Below are 14,700 nucleotides of genomic sequence, written 5' to 3'. Positions count from 1 at the left end.
CGTGATCGCTCGAGCGACGGTGTTGACCCGCTCCGGCCGGCCGAACGGGAGCTGGCGGGTGAGCGCGACTCGAATCGGGAGGCTGCCTCGGGCTTTTGTCGCTTTCCCGCCTCTAGGGCGTGTGACAGTGCGCGGCGGCGGTCGGTCTGCGAGTCGGGAGAGCGCAGGCACCGAGATCGACGAGACGGCCGGGGACTCCGTCACGGAAGGCCCGGTCGGACGGTCCGGTTCGGGGGCCGAGGCGGCCGAGACGCCGCGGAAGGCCGGCTCCCGCCACCTCGCGCGAGCCGTCCTCTCCCGGAAGTTTCTGCCCTTCGTTCGCTACCCCGCCAACGCGGTCGGGGGGATCATCGTCGCGCTGTTCTTCTTCGGCGTCCTCTTCTACGGCGGGCGGATGGTCGCCGGGCAGGCGCTCACCGACTCGATCGAGGGGATCGTCGTCGGCTACTTCCTGTGGACGCTCTCGGTCGGCGCCTACTCCTCGATCTCGAACGACATCGGGAGCGAGGTTCAGTGGGGCACCCTCGAGCGCCACGTGATGACGCCGTTCGGGTTCGCGCCCGTCGCGCTGTTGAAGGGCGTCGCGAAGATCGTTCGGACCGTCCTCACCTCGACGGTGATCCTGGCCGTGATGATCGTCGTTACCGGAACCACGCTCGAGTTGAACCTCCTGACGATCGTCGTCGTCGCGACGCTTACGATCGTCTCGGTGCTCGGTCTCGGCCTCGCGGCGGGCGGGATCACCGTCTTCTACAAACAGATCGGCAACTGGCTCAATCTCCTCCAGTTCGGGTTCGTCGTGTTGATCTCCGCGCCCGCGTTCGAGTTCGGCTGGATGCGCGTCCTCCCGCTCGCTCACGGCAGCGCCCTCCTCCAGCGCGCGATGGTCGACGGGATCCGGCTCTGGGAGTTCTCGCCGATCGACCTGGGGCTCCTCGCCGGGGTCGCGGTCGGCTACCTGGCCCTGGGGTACGTAGTATTCTAGTACGCGACCCGTCGAGCCAGACGACCCGGCGTCCTCGGCGACTACTAACGGGCATGAGTCGCGACAGAATCCGCGCGCGGAAACCGACGACCGACGTCGATCGGTGGACCGTCGGCACCGTCGAGCGAACCGACAGTCGGGACGGAAACGCCGTCTTCGAGGTGCGAAGCGACGAGGGCGAGTCGGTCGAACTCGTCGCCACGGCCGCTATCGGGAAGTTAGTGGAGAAGCGACTGGACCTCGAGGTCGGCGAGTCGCCGGTCGGCGCTCGAGTCTGGTACCGGAAACGCGGCGGTTGAGGCGGTCGGACGAACGAGCGCTACTCGGTCGTCGGGACACCGAGTTGTTCCTCGAACGTCCCTCGAACCGCCTCCCGATCGTCGTCGGCCGATAGCGCCAGCCCGAGCTTGATCCGGGCCTTCCAGGGCGGCAGGTCGCCGGCCGGGATCGTCCCGTGCTCGCGGACGGTCCGGCTGCCGCCCGGACCGCCGTAGCGGGCGCTCACCGCGCCGTCGAAACACCGCGTCGCGACGACAACGGGGACGCCCGCCTCGACAGCATCCTCGACGGCGTCGCCGATCGCGGGCGTCGTGTTCCCGATGCCGCTCGCCGCCAGGACGAGGCCGTCGACGTCGTCCTCGACGGCGCGCTCGAGCTGGCGGGCGTCGACGGCCAGCCCGCTGGGGATCATCTCGACTCGAGCGGTCAGCTCGGTCGCGGGCAGCGAGACCGACTCGCTTTGGGGGTCGCGACGCAGCGAGATTCCGTCGGCCGTGAGCTCCGCGACCGGTCCCGAGTCGGGCGAGGCGTACGCCTCGGGACGGCCGGCTCGGGCCTTCGTCACCCACCTGGCCGCGTGGACGAGGTTCCCGAACGCGATGTACGCCCCCTCGGTGAACCGCTCGTCGGCCGCGGTGCGGACCGCCTGCAGGAGGTTCGCGGGGCCGTCGGCGCCCGCCATGTCCGCGGGCCGCTGTGCGCCGGTGAAGACGACCGGGACGTCGGCGTCGCTCACCAGGTCGAGGTAGTACGACGACTCCTCCATCGTGTCGGTGCCGTGGGTGACGACGACGCCGTCGACGCCGTCCTCGTCGGCCCGCTCGACTGCACGGGCCAGCGACGCGACGTTCGACGCGGAGAGATGGAAACTGAGTTCGTCGCAGACGGATTCGACCTCGAGGGTCGCGACGTCCTCGAGTTCGGGGACGGCCGCGACGAGGTCGTTACCGTCCTTCGAGGGCGTGGCGCCGCCGTCGCCGTCAGTCGATGCGATCGTTCCGCCGGTGCTCAGGACGCGGACACGTGGCATACGAGGGTGTCTCGAGCGGAGCTACTTTGCTTGTCGCCTGCGGAGAGTTCAAAAGAACTTGTTGAACAGCCGCTTCCACGAGCGGTACTCCCGTCGCGCCGACTTGATCTCGTCGACGGCTTCCGCGAGCTCGCCGCCGGCGGTTTTCCCCCGCTCCTCGGGCGGGATCGCGGTCGGCGCGACCGCGTCCCTGTTGTGAACCGCGGTGTGACACGACTCGCACACGGTGATCAGATTCGAGAGTTCGTGGATACCCCCGCGGGACTTCGGGACGATATGGTGGGCGTGGAGTTCGACGTCGCCGTGGGGGCCGCCGCGGCGCCGACAGTTGGCACACTGGTAGTCGTCGCGCCGGTAGACCTCCTGTCGGCGCCGATCCCAGTCGTCGGGGTAGTCCCGCGTGGACTGTTTACTCACCGCCTCGAGCGAGCACTCCTCGTCGGCACCGGCCGGCGCGACACCGCTCTCGAGTTCCTCGTCGGCCGAGACGCCGTCGTACTCCAGATCCTCCCCGTCGGGGCCGCGGATCGAGATGTCGATCCCCAGCTCCTCGAGGTCGTCGTCGGGTTGTTCACTCATTGGACCGTCGTACTCTCACGTTCAGTGTCGGAACGTCTTTGTGATTACGGTCTGCAGCGCCGACAAGCCCTAAACAGCGAAAGTAGAGTTATATTTGGTTGGAGAGGTCGGAAATCGTCTCAGCTCGGGTCGGGTTTGGCTCGATCTCGCAGGGGTAGGCAGTCAGGTTCTCGTAGCCGTCGGCCGTCACGACGACGAGGTCCTCGAGTCGCACCCCGCCGCGGTCGGGGTCGTACACTCCCGGTTCGACGGTGACGACGTGGCCGGCCTCGAGCGGGTCCTCGCTCGAGAGCGACGGCGCCTCGTGGAGGCTGACGCCGACGCCGTGGCCGGTGCCGTGGGACATTCCGACGTCGACGTCGCCGGACTCGAACCCGTACTCGGCGAGCTTCCCGGTCGCCGCCTCGTGGACGTCAGCCGCGCGCGTCCCGGCCCCGCCGCGGAGCGCGTCGAACGCCGCGTCCCGGGCCTCGGCGACCGCGTCGTAGGATCGTCGTTCCCACTCGCCGACGTCGCCGACGACGTACGTTCGCGTCAGATCGGCGTAGTACCCCTGCGGGCCCCGCGGAGAGAGGTCGAGCAACACCGTCTCGCCCGGACCGATGCGATCGTCGCCGGTGAAGTGAAGGTCCGCACAGGTCGTTCCGGCGCCGATCACCGTGTTTCCCGCGTCACGAACTCCCGATCTCGCCAGGGTCGCGTTCACCTCGCGGCGCAGTCGTTCCGTCGTAAGGAGGTCGCCGTCCCAGCGGAGTTCGTCGAGTCGGGCTTCCTCGGCGTCCTCGGCGGTCTCGGGGGTTGCCGCCGCGAGCACTGCCTCCGCCCTGGCCATCCCCCGCTGGGCCGCCCGCTGGACGAACGCGTGTCGGTCCCGCTCGGCGCTCGTCTTGCGCGCCCGGCCGAGGTCGATCGGCTCGAGTACGACCTCGTCGACGCCGTCGGCGACAGTCCGCGTGACTCCGGCGGGCATCGAGGGGAGAGCGAGCACGCAGGCGTCCTCGAGCGGTGATGCCAGGCGGTCGCCGAGCACCTCGAGGGCCCGCTCGGCCGCGCTCGAGGCCGAAGATTCGCTGGCCGAAACGACCGAACCCGGAAACTCCCGCTCGGCTTGCTCGGCGAACAGTCGGGGCGCACACAGCACGGCGCGCCCGGCGACGTGGACGAACGCGTAGTCCCGATCGGGGCCGGCAAAGCGGGTCAGGTACCGCAGGTCGTCGTCGAACCGGTCGCCGACGTGGACGAAGGCGTCCGCTCCGGCGGCCGCGGTCGCGTCGGCCAGCCGCTCGAACGTCGCGTTCCCGTCCCGATTCGGCCTCGACGAGGGACGATTCCGGGTCACGGGTCCTCCGGCTGGGTGCCGATTCCCTCGGGCCACCCGGGCGGCTGCGCGGCGGACGGATCGGCGTGCTCCCGTTTGAGAACCATCGGCGTCCGCTCGAGCGAGAGCACCTTCGTTCCGTCCTGGTTGTACGCCCGGAGCTCGGTCGTGACGATGCCGACGTGGTCCCGGGAGTCGCTCTCGCGTTTCTCGAGCACCTCGCTCTCGGCGAAGATCGTATCGCCGTGGTAGACGGGGGCGTGGTGGCGGATCCGGTCGTAGCCGAGGTTGGCAGTCGCGTTCACTGAGACGTCGATTACGCTCATCCCGACGGCGAGGGCGATGACGAACGTGCCGTCGACGAGGCGCTCGTCGAACTCGGTCCCGGCTGCGTACGCCTCGTTGAAGTGCATCGGGTTGAGGTTCATCGTCACGTTGGTGAACCAGACGTTGTCGGTCTCGGTGACGGTCCGGCCGAAGGGGTGCTTGTAGACGTCGCCGACCGCGAAGTCCTCGTAGTAGCGGCCGTGCCAGCCGGCGACCACGCGTCGTTTCGGTTCGGGGGTTCTGTCCTGTGTGTCGGTGTCGTCGGTCATTCTTCGTGTCGAAGCTCGACCCTGGACGAGTTGTAACTCCCGGAAAGCGCCCGTGGTGCTGATCCCGACCGGCCAGCGGTGGAGCGTCTCGAGACAGCCGTCGGGCCACGACCGTCCCGAAACTGCTACAAGCATATAATACTAGCAATAGCTATTATTCAACTAAAACCGTAACGACTGTATTATACCGTCGCTTGCTCACACGTGCAGTGGTATCGACCCTGCACCCATGCACCCGGTCTTCCCCTCGGGGAAGTCCTTCTGTGACCGTTCCCACGTGACTAGTTGGCTGGCCTCGAGGGACCACCGTTAGCTTCGTCAGACGACTCGAGTTGCCGGTATCGGCGAATCGGAGCCGTAATACTGTGGATTTTCCCTCGCGATCCGACCGACGCGTCTCGGCTCGCCGATGCTCGTTGGCGAGTGCTTTCCCGAAAGAACAAATTGTAGCTTATAAACTCGGCTGAATCCTTTCCGGAATTCGCCGAATCAGTTTTCGTAACATCCTAGTATAAGGAGAAAAATAATCAAACTAATGACCTACGAACATCTGGACACCGATCTGGTGAACGAACTGCTCGGGAACGGCCGCGCCAGCCTCCGAAGCCTCGCCGAAGAGCTCGACGTCTCCGTGACGACGGTCTCGAACCACCTCTCGGACCTCGAGGACGAGGGCGTTATCGAGGGCTATACGCCGATCGTCGACTACGACGCCGCCGGCTACGACGTGACCGCAGTGATGCAGCTCAAAGCCGAGGGAAGCGCGCTCGCGGAGATCACGGAGACGCTCCGGGACCACCAGCAGATGATGTCCGTCTACGAGGTTACCGGAGACTACGACATCGTCGCAATCGGGAAGTTCAAAGATACCGACGACATGAACGACCAGATCAAGGCGCTGGTTACGGATCCCGACATCAAGCAGTCGAACACCAGCATCGTCCTCAACAAGGTCGCCGAGAACGAGCAGTTCGAACTCGAGGCGGACCGCGAGGACTGAGTCGACCTTCTTATTGACACCTGCCTCGAAGCGGCGAACGGAAGTCGGCTGCGTGGATCTTCTTCCCGTCGGAGTCGCGCACGGTGAAACGATGGGGAACGCCGCTGATTCGAGAATCGCCCCGGACGGAACGTCGACGGAACCGGTTCGAGCCGGCGGAAGCGACTCGAGACGTCGGTTCCGCAGGAGAACGGATCGTGACCGCCCGGGTTCCGTGGAGTTCCCCGACCGCTATCGCTACTCGTCGACGAGCCGCAGCCAGTCCCAGTCGACGCCGCTCGTCGAGCGGAACCCGATGCTCATCTCGTCGTCGATCCCGTCCGTCTCGCTCGTGTGTACCGATCCAAGCGTCGCCCCCTCGAGATCCTGAATCCGGAACTCGACGCCCTCGGAGCTGTCGAAAACGAACCGACAGTCGACGGTCTCGTCCGCCAGGTTCGGAACCGTCGAGTCCTCCTCGAGGATTTCGACGCCGTTGCCGGTCTCACGGCCGAGCCGGATCTCGCCGCTCGGATCGACGATGAGCCGCCAGCCGGGTGTCTGTGTCGACCAGACGTCCTCTTCCATTCCGACGAGAATCCAGGGTTGGGAGGCGCCCGACTCGGGACGCGCGAGCACCGAGACCTCGCGGCCGTCCTCGGGGTAGTTCGGGAGTCCCTGATCGGGGAACGAGCGGACGTTCGAGTCGCCGCCCTGTCGAAGCCCCTGACTCGAGTCCTCGTGCAGTGCCGCGCTCGAGGAGACGTCGGCGTCGCCGGTTCCGTCGAGCGTCCACGGACCCTCGAGGTCGTCGCCGTCGTACGCCTCGAAGTCGTCGATCGCCAGTTCGTCTGCGTCCTCGCTCTCGTCGTCCTCGTCGACGTCTCCAACCTCGAGTTCGTACGCGGCGGTCTCCTCGCAGTTGCTGAGCGAGAACGAGTAGACCTCCGCCTCCCCCGGCTCGGGGGCCGTCTCGTCGGCGTAGCGCGTACTCGAGAGCTCGCCACCGTCGTCGTCGTAGATCCGCGCCTCCATGTCGAGGGTCGGCTCCTCGTCGCCCTCGTTCTCGAGTTCGACGTGGATGTGACAGTAGTCCGACGGCGGTTCGTCCGCCCACGTGTAGGTGTGTCGCCGGGCCGAAAGCGATTCGCCCGCGTCCCCGGAGAGAGTTACGTCCCCCTCGATGGAGTCGTCCTCGTACACCTGCTCGTCGTCGGCGTCGTCGGTCGGTTCGTCGCTTTCGTTACCGGAGTCGTCGGTGCCGGAGTCGTCGCCGTCGGATTCGTTGGCGTCGGACTCGTCGCTCTGATCGGGAGACGCTTCGTCGTCGCCACAGCCGGCCAGCGCGATCGAGAGCGTCGCCCCGGCACCCCCGAGTAGCGTCCGTCGTCGCATACGCGTTTGTTATCCAACGGCGGAATAACAGTATCGAAAGACCGACGCTCGGTGCGTCGGTCGTGAAGCCGACGTCGTCGGCGCTGCGCCCGACGGATCAGGAGTACCGGTCGCCCTCCGCGTCGATGCACAGCGGGTCGAGGACGAGCTCGTGGATGGCCCGCCGCGCCTCCTCGGGAGCGTCGTCGTGACCGAGCGAGATCCGCCGTCCGCGCGCGGCGTGGATCGCGTCAGTGACGAGCTGGCCCATCCGCTCGGCGTCGACGTCGCGGAAGACGCCCTGCTCGATGCCGTCCTCGACGACCTCGACGATGCTGCCGCGGATCCGCTCGTAGTGCTCGTTGAAGATCTCCCGGTGTTGCTCGTCGTTCTGTGCGTAGGTGTACAGCTCGTGGTACACCTTCATCCGGTCCCAGTGGGTAAACTCCTCGAACTCGGGACCGAACAGACACTGATCGATCCGGGCCTCGAGCTCCGTCCGGGGGTCCGTGTCGCGGTCGACGTCGACACTTCCCTCGTACTGGTCGATGACGTACTCGAGAAACGAGGACAGGAGATCGTACTTCCCCTCGAAGTGGTAGTGGATCACCTGTCGGGTTAGCTCCATCTCGTCGCCGATGTGGCGCATCCTGAGATCCGCGTACCCGTGCTCGCGTAGCGCACGGAACGTCGCCTCCATGATCACCGCCTCGGTATCCTTGTCGGAGGCGCTCCCGCCGGACTCGCTCATACGTTCTCTCCGTTCGAGCGATATATAGTTCGATTGCTCCGGCGACCGGGAGTTTACCGGACGGTAAATTTTTGTCCTCGCGGTCAGTCTGTCAGACCGCGCATGGCAGATACACTCATCCGGAACGGGACGATCGTCTCGCTCGACCCCGAGATCGGCAACCTCGAGGAGGCCGACGTGCTGATCGAAGGCGGCGAGATCGTCGAGATCGGACGCGGGCTGAGCGCGTCGAACGCGGAGGAGATCGACGCGAGCGATCACATCGTCCTGCCGGGGTTCGTCGACTCGCACATCCACCTCGCACAGACCCAGGTACGCGGTATCGCTGGAGACTGGTCGCTCATGGGCGACTACTTCGATCACCTGCTCGGCAACATCGCCGGCCTCTACCAGCCCGAGGACATGTACCTCGGGGGCCTCTTCGGCGCCTTCGAGAAGCTCTACACGGGAACGACGACGGCCCTGGACTGGTCGTACCCCAACTCGCTCGAGCACGCCGAACGGGCCGTCGACGCGCTGCAGGACACCGGACTGCGCGCGGTGTACACCTACGGGCCGCCGGGCGACGACGCGGCGACGTGGTGGTTCGACAGCGACGTCACCCTTCCCGAACGGGAGATCCGCGAGTTCCACGACGAGAAGATCCGCGGTGACGACCTGCTCGATCTCGCGCTGGGGCTCCGGGGGCCGGACTTCTGTACCGACGAGGCCGCCCGCAGCGACCTGGAGCTGGCCCGCGAACTCGACGTTATCGCCACGCTTCACATGGGCGCTGCGTGCTGGCCCTCGTCGGTGTACGGCGACGACTACCAGGGCTTCGGCGCGATCGAGGACATGCTCGGACCGGACGTCAACGTCGCCCACGGGAACCACTTCGCCCAGGAGGATATCGACCACGCCGTCGAGCAGGGCGTCTCCTTTTCGGCGACGCCGGAGGTCGAGATGCAGATGGGCCACGGCATCCCCGTCACCGGAAAGGTCCTCGAGGCCGGCGGCCGGCCGGCATGGGGCGTCGACGTCTGCTCGGACATCAGCGGCGACATGGCGACGCAGATGCGGATCGGCCTGCAGGTCCAGCGGATGTTCGAGAACCAGGCGATCCTCGAGGGCGATTCGGAGGTCACCGAGGTACAGACCAGTGCCCGAGACACCCTCGAGATGGCCACCATCGAGGGCGCGCGAGCGCTCGGCATGGAGGACGAGATCGGTTCGCTTACGCCCGGGAAGCGGGCGGACATCGTGATGATCCGTACGGATGACTTCATGACGGCACCGTGTCACGACCCGGTCCAGACCGTCGTCTTCCAGTCCGATTCGTCCCACATCGACACCGTGCTCGTCGACGGCGAACCGGTCAAGCGCGACGGCGAACTGCACAACCCGCTCGTCGAGGCGGAGTTCGACCGCTTTGTCGCCTCCGGAGAACGGCTGCTCGACGAGGCCGGCGTCGACCTCGAGTAACCCTCCCCACGAATCCAACTACGATGCGACTTGGACAATACGCGACGGCGGACGAAGAACAGCCCTGGTGTGGCGCCAGAACCGACGACGAGACGGTCGTCAACCTCGTCGAGGCGGGTGCCGCCGCCGGCGTCGACCTGCCCCGACGGAGTACCGAACTGCTGGCCGGCTGGGAGTGGCGACGGAAGGCCGATCTGGCCGTCGAGCACGCCGCGGAGACGGGAGTCGGCGTCTACGAGCACGACGACCTGGTGCGACACGCTCCGGTAGGTGATCCACAGAAGGTGGTTTGTGTCGGGCTCAACTACCGGGACCACGCCGAGGAGGGCGACAACCCGATCCCGGACGAACCCGTGCTCTTCTCGAAGTTTCCGACGACCGTGACCGGCCCCGGGAGCACGATCAGCTGGGATCCCGATCTCACCGAGAAGGTCGACTACGAGGCCGAACTCGTCGTCGTCATCGGGGAGGAAGCTCGGCGCGTCGACGAGGAGGAGGCCCTCGAGCACGTCGCCGGTTACCTCGTCGGCAACGACGTCTCGGCGCGCGACCTCCAGCACGGCGACGGCCAGTGGGTTCGCGGGAAGAGCCTCGACGGCTTCGCCCCGATCGGACCCGAACTCGTCACGGCGGACGAGGTCGAGGACCCCCACGACCTCGAGATCCGGGCCGAGGTCAACGGCGAGCGCCTCCAGGAGTCGACCACCGCGAACCTCATCTTCGGGATCGACGAGCTGGTGTCGTTCTGCAGCCAGGCGTTCACGCTCGAGCCGGGCGATCTGATATTTACCGGTACGCCGCCCGGAGTCGGCGTCTACCGGGAACCACCGGTACTGCTCGAGGACGGGGACGAGGTGACGATCGGCGTCGAGGGACTCGGCGAACTGACGAACACCTGCGCGTTCGATAGCTAACGCCGGAGGGTAACACGGTTTCGGCAGTTCGTGCTGGCCGCGGAACTCGTGGAAGGGCAGGGCTGCGTATCAGTTCGGATCGAGCCACCGTCCCGTACGGTCGAAGCTGGTGCCGCCGCGGCGTCGTTCGAGCACGGGACTCGCGAGCGACCATCGGGAGCGGGCGGCTCCGTAGCGTAGATTTTCGCCGTTGAGTGGCCGCCAGTTTCACCACCCGTGTGAACCGGTGCGAGCGGCCGCGAGCAGGGCGCGGTGAGCAGTCCCGTGAACGATCCCTCGAGGATCGAGTTGTAGGGGTATGTGAACCGAGGACTGAGTTTCCCTCCCCGGGGCCAGTGCACCGCCTTCACCGCTCAGAAGGCAGCCTAAAAGAAAACGTAGCAACTGACGGGTACGGAGGCTTATCCCGATAGAGGCTATTACATAACGTACGAGATACTCGCGATACAGAGGTGACCCCCCTATGAGCAACAAGGACGAAAACGAGCGGGAGGACAGTGACCGAGATGCATCCGGACGCGATCGACAACGAACCGATCCGTCCCTTGCAAGCGCTATCGAGAGTTCCCTTCAAGCGGGATTGCGATCGCTATCGGAGGGGTTAGAGAACGTGGTCGGAGAAGAGGCGAAGCGTTCCTCGAGAGGACCGCCCGGATCACGCCCACCGGCTCAGAGAAGCCGGGTAAATCGAAAACAACACCGAGACGATTCGGAACGGAAACGAGCACGAAAATCCGAGTCCGCGGAGTGTTTGATCGACACTCGTCTCGACGACGGGGAGTTCGTCGTCGTCGCAGACCTTCCCGGAGCAACCAAAGGGGATCTCACGGCTGGAATCAATCCAGAGACGAACGAACTCGTCATCAAAAAGACGGGCACTACTGTCGGACGGGTGGAGCTTCCCTGGACCTCGTCGGAAATGCGAAACGCGTGGTTCAAGAACGGTATCCTCGAGGTCTACATCCGATCGTCCGACGCCGAACAGTCCGAGAAATCGCCTTCGTAGATGATCGTTTTCTCGCCCGTCTGCGTCTCCCAGTCCTCCGGTCGGCGAACGGACGGACCGGAACGACGAGTCGGATTTTGGAAAGGATGAGGACCGGAGGTTGAGTTCCCGGCACATGGAGGTGACAGCTCTTACTCGGTGCTCGCTGACGAACTGCCGTATGTGTGCTCGATTCACGGACGGCGACGAAGGCAAACGGGTCGTCAACGCCGAGGGTGACGAAATCGGCATCATCGAAACCGTCGAAAACGAGAGCGCCTCCGTCAACCCTGATCCGGGAGTTACGGACGCCATCAGATCGAAGCTCGGGTGGGGCGATTCCGACGAGGAGAGCTACGAGCTCGCCGAACGAAACGTCGAGACGGTTACGGACGATGAAGTGCGGTTAGACCGATTGTGAGCGTTCTGCACGGATCGATCCATGACCGACGAATACGATACTCGAGTGGCGGAGATTCTGGACGAAGCGAGCACCGAGAGTGAAACGTTGCTGGCGCCGGAGGCGACGACGGACGATGCCGGACGCGACCTTCTCGAAGTCGCACGGGAAGCCGACGAACTCGTCGCGTCCTCGGAGCCGACGGCGTTGCTCGAGGCCGCCGGCCTCGGGACGCTCCCGGACGGGTCGGAGGCCGAGTCCGTTTTCGAGGCGATCACGAGGGGCGATCCCGAACGCGTCGAGGATCTCCATCGACTGTTGCGCCTCGCGAAACTCGGCGACCGATCGGACGAGGACACGCTCGAGGATGCGACAGCCGGAGTTCGTGAGGCGATCCGTCGGGCGCAGTCCGAGACGGACGAGACGGAACCAGAGGACACCGACCAGGACGAACTCTCCGATCGGGAACCGACGACCGACGAAGAGCGCGAGGCGGAGGTCGAGGAGAGCAACGGCGAGGCCGCCGCCGATCTCGGAGATCGCCTTCGTGAGGCGATGAGCTCGCCGCTCGAGACGTTCGGCGACGAGATCGGCGACGTCCAGGACCGACTCGAGGAGGTGATGGCGAACGACACGGACGGCGAGGACGACGAGGACGAGGCGGAAGAAACCGACACCAGGGAGGCCGACGAAGGCGACGACGGACTCCTCGGACTAGGCGACGACGGGAGCGGCGGACTCGGCTCGAGCGGTTCGTCGCGTCTCTCGACGATGGCACCGCCGCCGTCCGAACGGGCGGACATGCACGCCGTCAAGCGCCACTCGACGATGCCGAAGCGAAACAGGTGACGATCCCCTCCTCGAGGATCACCGGCCGATGTCGAATACGTCGCGCGGATTCTCGAGCACTACCTGCCGAATCGCCGCCTCGTCGATCCCGTAGCGGTACAGCTCGAGGATGGCCCGCTTCAGCGCGAACGGATCGGTCCGCAGGACGTTCGCACAGTCCGTGTCGACCATGATCCGCTCGGGGCCGTACTCGTCGATCGCGTCGGCGACGTCCGCCGCGGTGACGCCGATCAGCCACGAGTGGCCGATGGTGTAGCTCAGGTAGCAGTCGGTCTCTTCCATGAGGTACTCCGTGTTGTTCTCGTCCGCGTGGGAGGCGACGACCTGGTCCTCGTCGAGACCGGCGTCTCGAGCCGCTTCGACGTCGATCTTCACCGCCTCGAGCGCCGGGTTCTCGGCGTCGATCACTGGCTCCTGTCCCAACCCCGGGTTCTTTTCGTAGCCCGGCGTCCCGATTCCCGAACGGTAGGATCGGCCCGAATCGCTCGAGGTGTTCGGCGTGTGGAGGAGCACCGGGAGGTCGTGGGCATCCGCGAGCTCCATCTGGGCCTGGACGATCGCGCGCTGTTCGTCGAGGTCCCAGCGACTGACGTGCTGGGAGGGGGTGACGCCGGTCTCGCCGACCGCGACGACCTCCTCGAGGGCGCAGTAGTCGGCCATCGCCTCGAGCGCCTCGTCGGGGTTCTCGATGCGGACACCCGTGTGGATCCCTAGCCCGAGGTTGGCCTCGAAGAAGTGGTTTCGCTCGATCGCCGCGCGGCGGTTGATCGCGTCGTCCCAGAGGTACCGGATGTCCTCGGCTCTGACCGGCTTGTACGGCGTCCAGTGGTAGCCCGAGGCGACCATCACCATCGACTCGCAGCCCGAGAGGGCGTACCGCTCGCGATCGTCCCACGAGAGCGTGTGGGCGTGGTTGTGGACGTCGATCCAGGGCAGGTTGAGGAGGTTGGTCGGCAGCTCCGGATAGTCGTCGATGTGCGCTGCGTCGGTCGGCCGTTTCGTCGGGTGTGTCGGTGGCATGGGTTCAGATCGAGTGGGCAAACGGTGCGGACGAGGCCGCTATAGCTGCAACGACTTCCCTATCGTCGGCGCGACCACTTAGCGTTTTACAGGCTGGTAAAACTTTATTATGTGTCGAAGTAACGTGACACACATGGCGCTGCTGATCGGGACGGACGACGGCCTCTACCGGGTCGCCGGGGTCCCCTTTGATCGGGACGGGGCAGAGCAGGTGCTCGACTGCGGGGTCGTCACGGCGGTCAGATCGTGGGACCACGCCGACGGCGTGTTCGTCGCGTCGTCGACGGGGGCGTACCGCTCGAGGGACGGCGGCCGGACCTGGGCGGACCTCGAGGTTCCCCTCGGCGACCGCTTCTGGCACGCCGGCGAGAGCGAGGTGTGGTCGATTCTCGCGACGGCCGACGGGGCGCTCTATGCGGGAACGAACGATCCCTACATCTACCGCTCGGTCGACGACGGCGAGACGTGGTCGGAGCTGAAGGGGTTTCGAGAACTCCCCTCCCGCGGTCACTGGGAGTCGCCGATCGATCCTCACTACGCGCGGCTGCGCGCGCTCGAGGCCGTCCCTGGTCGCCCGGAACGACTCATCGCTGGCGTCGAAGCCGGTGGGATCCACCTGAGCAACGATGGTGGTCAGATCTGGCTCGACCGCCGGGAGACGATCACCGACGACGTCCATCAGGTGCTGCCGATCTCGGAAGACGTCTGGCTCGCGACGACCGGATATCTGGACCACGACCTCGAGAACCTCGGTCTGGGTCACGCGGTCGGCGTCGGCGGCCTCTACCGGACGACGAACGCGGGCGACTCCTGGACCCGGATCGACGACGGCAACGACTTCTCGTACATCCGGCGGGTGTTCGTCCACGACGGACGGCTGTTCTTCTGTGGCGGCGAGGAGGCGCCGCCGGCCTGGGTCGACGACGAACACGAGGTCGCGCTGTTCGAGTCGACGAACTTCGGGCGGGACTTCGAACGGGTGCCGTTCCCCGGGGAACCCCACGAGGTCATCGAGACGTGGACCGTCCACGACGGCGACGTCCTCTGTGGTTCGGGACTGTTCGACGTCCCCGACCAACGAGACGACGTCGAGGGTCGGATCATGCGACGCGACGAAAGCGGGGCGTACGAGACGGTCGGCCGACTCGGAGCCAACGTCAGCCGAATGGAGGCGATCTGA

16 protein-coding genes are annotated in these 14,700 nt (G+C 65.9%); 9 read left to right on the top strand and 7 right to left on the bottom strand.

The features are described from left to right. The first annotated feature begins 175 nt into the window (after positions 1-175). Both ACFEMD_RS18890 and ACFEMD_RS18885 read left to right on the top strand, forming a co-directional pair. Positions 176-985, top strand: a complete 810-nt coding sequence (locus ACFEMD_RS18890; protein WP_394742966.1) for an ABC transporter permease — start codon at positions 176-178, stop codon at positions 983-985. Between the two features lie 53 nt (positions 986-1,038). After that, positions 1,039-1,284, top strand: coding sequence for a DUF7861 family protein (locus tag ACFEMD_RS18885; RefSeq protein WP_394742842.1), 246 nt, complete (start codon positions 1,039-1,041; stop codon positions 1,282-1,284). Between the two features lie 20 nt (positions 1,285-1,304). On the opposite strand, the gene ACFEMD_RS18880 is transcribed toward ACFEMD_RS18885, so the two are convergent. The 4 genes from ACFEMD_RS18880 to ACFEMD_RS18865 all read right to left on the bottom strand — a co-directional run bounded on the left by ACFEMD_RS18880 (position 1,305) and on the right by ACFEMD_RS18865 (position 4,787). Next, entirely contained in the window at positions 1,305-2,294 is a 990-nt protein-coding gene (locus ACFEMD_RS18880; RefSeq protein ID WP_394742841.1) for an asparaginase, read from the bottom strand. Between the two features lie 48 nt (positions 2,295-2,342). After that, entirely contained in the window at positions 2,343-2,873 is a 531-nt protein-coding gene (locus tag ACFEMD_RS18875) for an HNH endonuclease (RefSeq protein WP_394742840.1), read from the bottom strand. An 88-nt stretch (positions 2,874-2,961) separates the two neighbouring features. Further along, a complete protein-coding gene (locus ACFEMD_RS18870; protein WP_394742839.1) occupies positions 2,962-4,212 on the bottom strand; it encodes a M24 family metallopeptidase in 1,251 nt (416 codons plus the stop codon). After that, on the bottom strand, positions 4,209-4,787 hold the full coding sequence (locus ACFEMD_RS18865) for a MaoC family dehydratase (RefSeq protein WP_394742838.1): 579 nt from the start codon (positions 4,785-4,787) through the stop codon (positions 4,209-4,211). Before ACFEMD_RS18865 ends, ACFEMD_RS18870 begins: the two co-directional genes overlap by 4 nt. Before the next feature lie 535 nt (positions 4,788-5,322). On the opposite strand from ACFEMD_RS18865, the gene lrp reads away from it, so the two are divergent. After that, a complete protein-coding gene (gene lrp, locus ACFEMD_RS18860; RefSeq protein ID WP_005557383.1) occupies positions 5,323-5,787 on the top strand; it encodes an HTH-type transcriptional regulator Lrp in 465 nt (154 codons plus the stop codon). A gap of 237 nt (positions 5,788-6,024) precedes the next feature. On the opposite strand, the gene ACFEMD_RS18855 is transcribed toward lrp, so the two are convergent. Together ACFEMD_RS18855 and ACFEMD_RS18850 are read right to left on the bottom strand one after the other, a co-directional pair. Further along, a complete protein-coding gene (locus ACFEMD_RS18855) occupies positions 6,025-7,161 on the bottom strand; it encodes a hypothetical protein (protein ID WP_394742837.1) in 1,137 nt (378 codons plus the stop codon). 97 nt (positions 7,162-7,258) lie between these two features. Then, complete coding sequence (locus ACFEMD_RS18850; RefSeq protein WP_394742836.1) at positions 7,259-7,891, bottom strand: TetR/AcrR family transcriptional regulator; 633 nt, start codon at positions 7,889-7,891, stop codon at positions 7,259-7,261. 102 nt (positions 7,892-7,993) lie between these two features. Between ACFEMD_RS18850 and ACFEMD_RS18845 the strand changes: the two genes are divergently transcribed. The 5 genes from ACFEMD_RS18845 (at position 7,994) to ACFEMD_RS18825 (ending at position 12,500) form a co-directional block, all read left to right on the top strand. Continuing rightward, positions 7,994-9,352 carry an amidohydrolase family protein gene (locus ACFEMD_RS18845; protein WP_394742835.1) on the top strand — a complete coding sequence of 453 codons (1,359 nt, stop codon included), beginning with the start codon at positions 7,994-7,996 and terminating at the stop codon, positions 9,350-9,352. 23 nt (positions 9,353-9,375) lie between these two features. Beyond that, on the top strand, positions 9,376-10,266 hold the full coding sequence (locus ACFEMD_RS18840; protein WP_394742834.1) for a fumarylacetoacetate hydrolase family protein: 891 nt from the start codon (positions 9,376-9,378) through the stop codon (positions 10,264-10,266). A 463-nt stretch (positions 10,267-10,729) separates the two neighbouring features. After that, positions 10,730-11,272 (top strand): gas vesicle protein GvpH, encoded by a 543-nt coding sequence (gvpH, locus tag ACFEMD_RS18835; protein WP_394742833.1) that lies wholly within the window; start codon positions 10,730-10,732, stop codon positions 11,270-11,272. A gap of 160 nt (positions 11,273-11,432) precedes the next feature. After that, positions 11,433-11,672 (top strand): PRC-barrel domain containing protein, encoded by a 240-nt coding sequence (locus tag ACFEMD_RS18830; protein ID WP_394742832.1) that lies wholly within the window; start codon positions 11,433-11,435, stop codon positions 11,670-11,672. 21 nt (positions 11,673-11,693) lie between these two features. Next, positions 11,694-12,500: a hypothetical protein gene (locus tag ACFEMD_RS18825; RefSeq protein WP_394742831.1), complete on the top strand. Its 807-nt coding sequence runs from the start codon at positions 11,694-11,696 to the stop codon at positions 12,498-12,500. 18 nt (positions 12,501-12,518) lie between these two features. On the opposite strand, the gene ACFEMD_RS18820 is transcribed toward ACFEMD_RS18825, so the two are convergent. Continuing rightward, positions 12,519-13,520, bottom strand: coding sequence for a TatD family hydrolase (locus ACFEMD_RS18820; RefSeq protein ID WP_394742830.1), 1,002 nt, complete (start codon positions 13,518-13,520; stop codon positions 12,519-12,521). A gap of 133 nt (positions 13,521-13,653) precedes the next feature. On the opposite strand from ACFEMD_RS18820, the gene ACFEMD_RS18815 reads away from it, so the two are divergent. Further along, positions 13,654-14,700: a WD40/YVTN/BNR-like repeat-containing protein gene (locus ACFEMD_RS18815; RefSeq protein ID WP_394742829.1), complete on the top strand. Its 1,047-nt coding sequence runs from the start codon at positions 13,654-13,656 to the stop codon at positions 14,698-14,700.

Origin of the sequence: Natronococcus roseus (genome assembly GCF_043677095.1) — an archaeon.
Taxonomy (GTDB): Archaea; Halobacteriota; Halobacteria; order Halobacteriales; family Natrialbaceae; genus Natronococcus; species Natronococcus roseus.
Note: the sequence above shows the minus strand (reverse complement) of the source record. Positions and strands in the feature narration are given on the sequence as shown.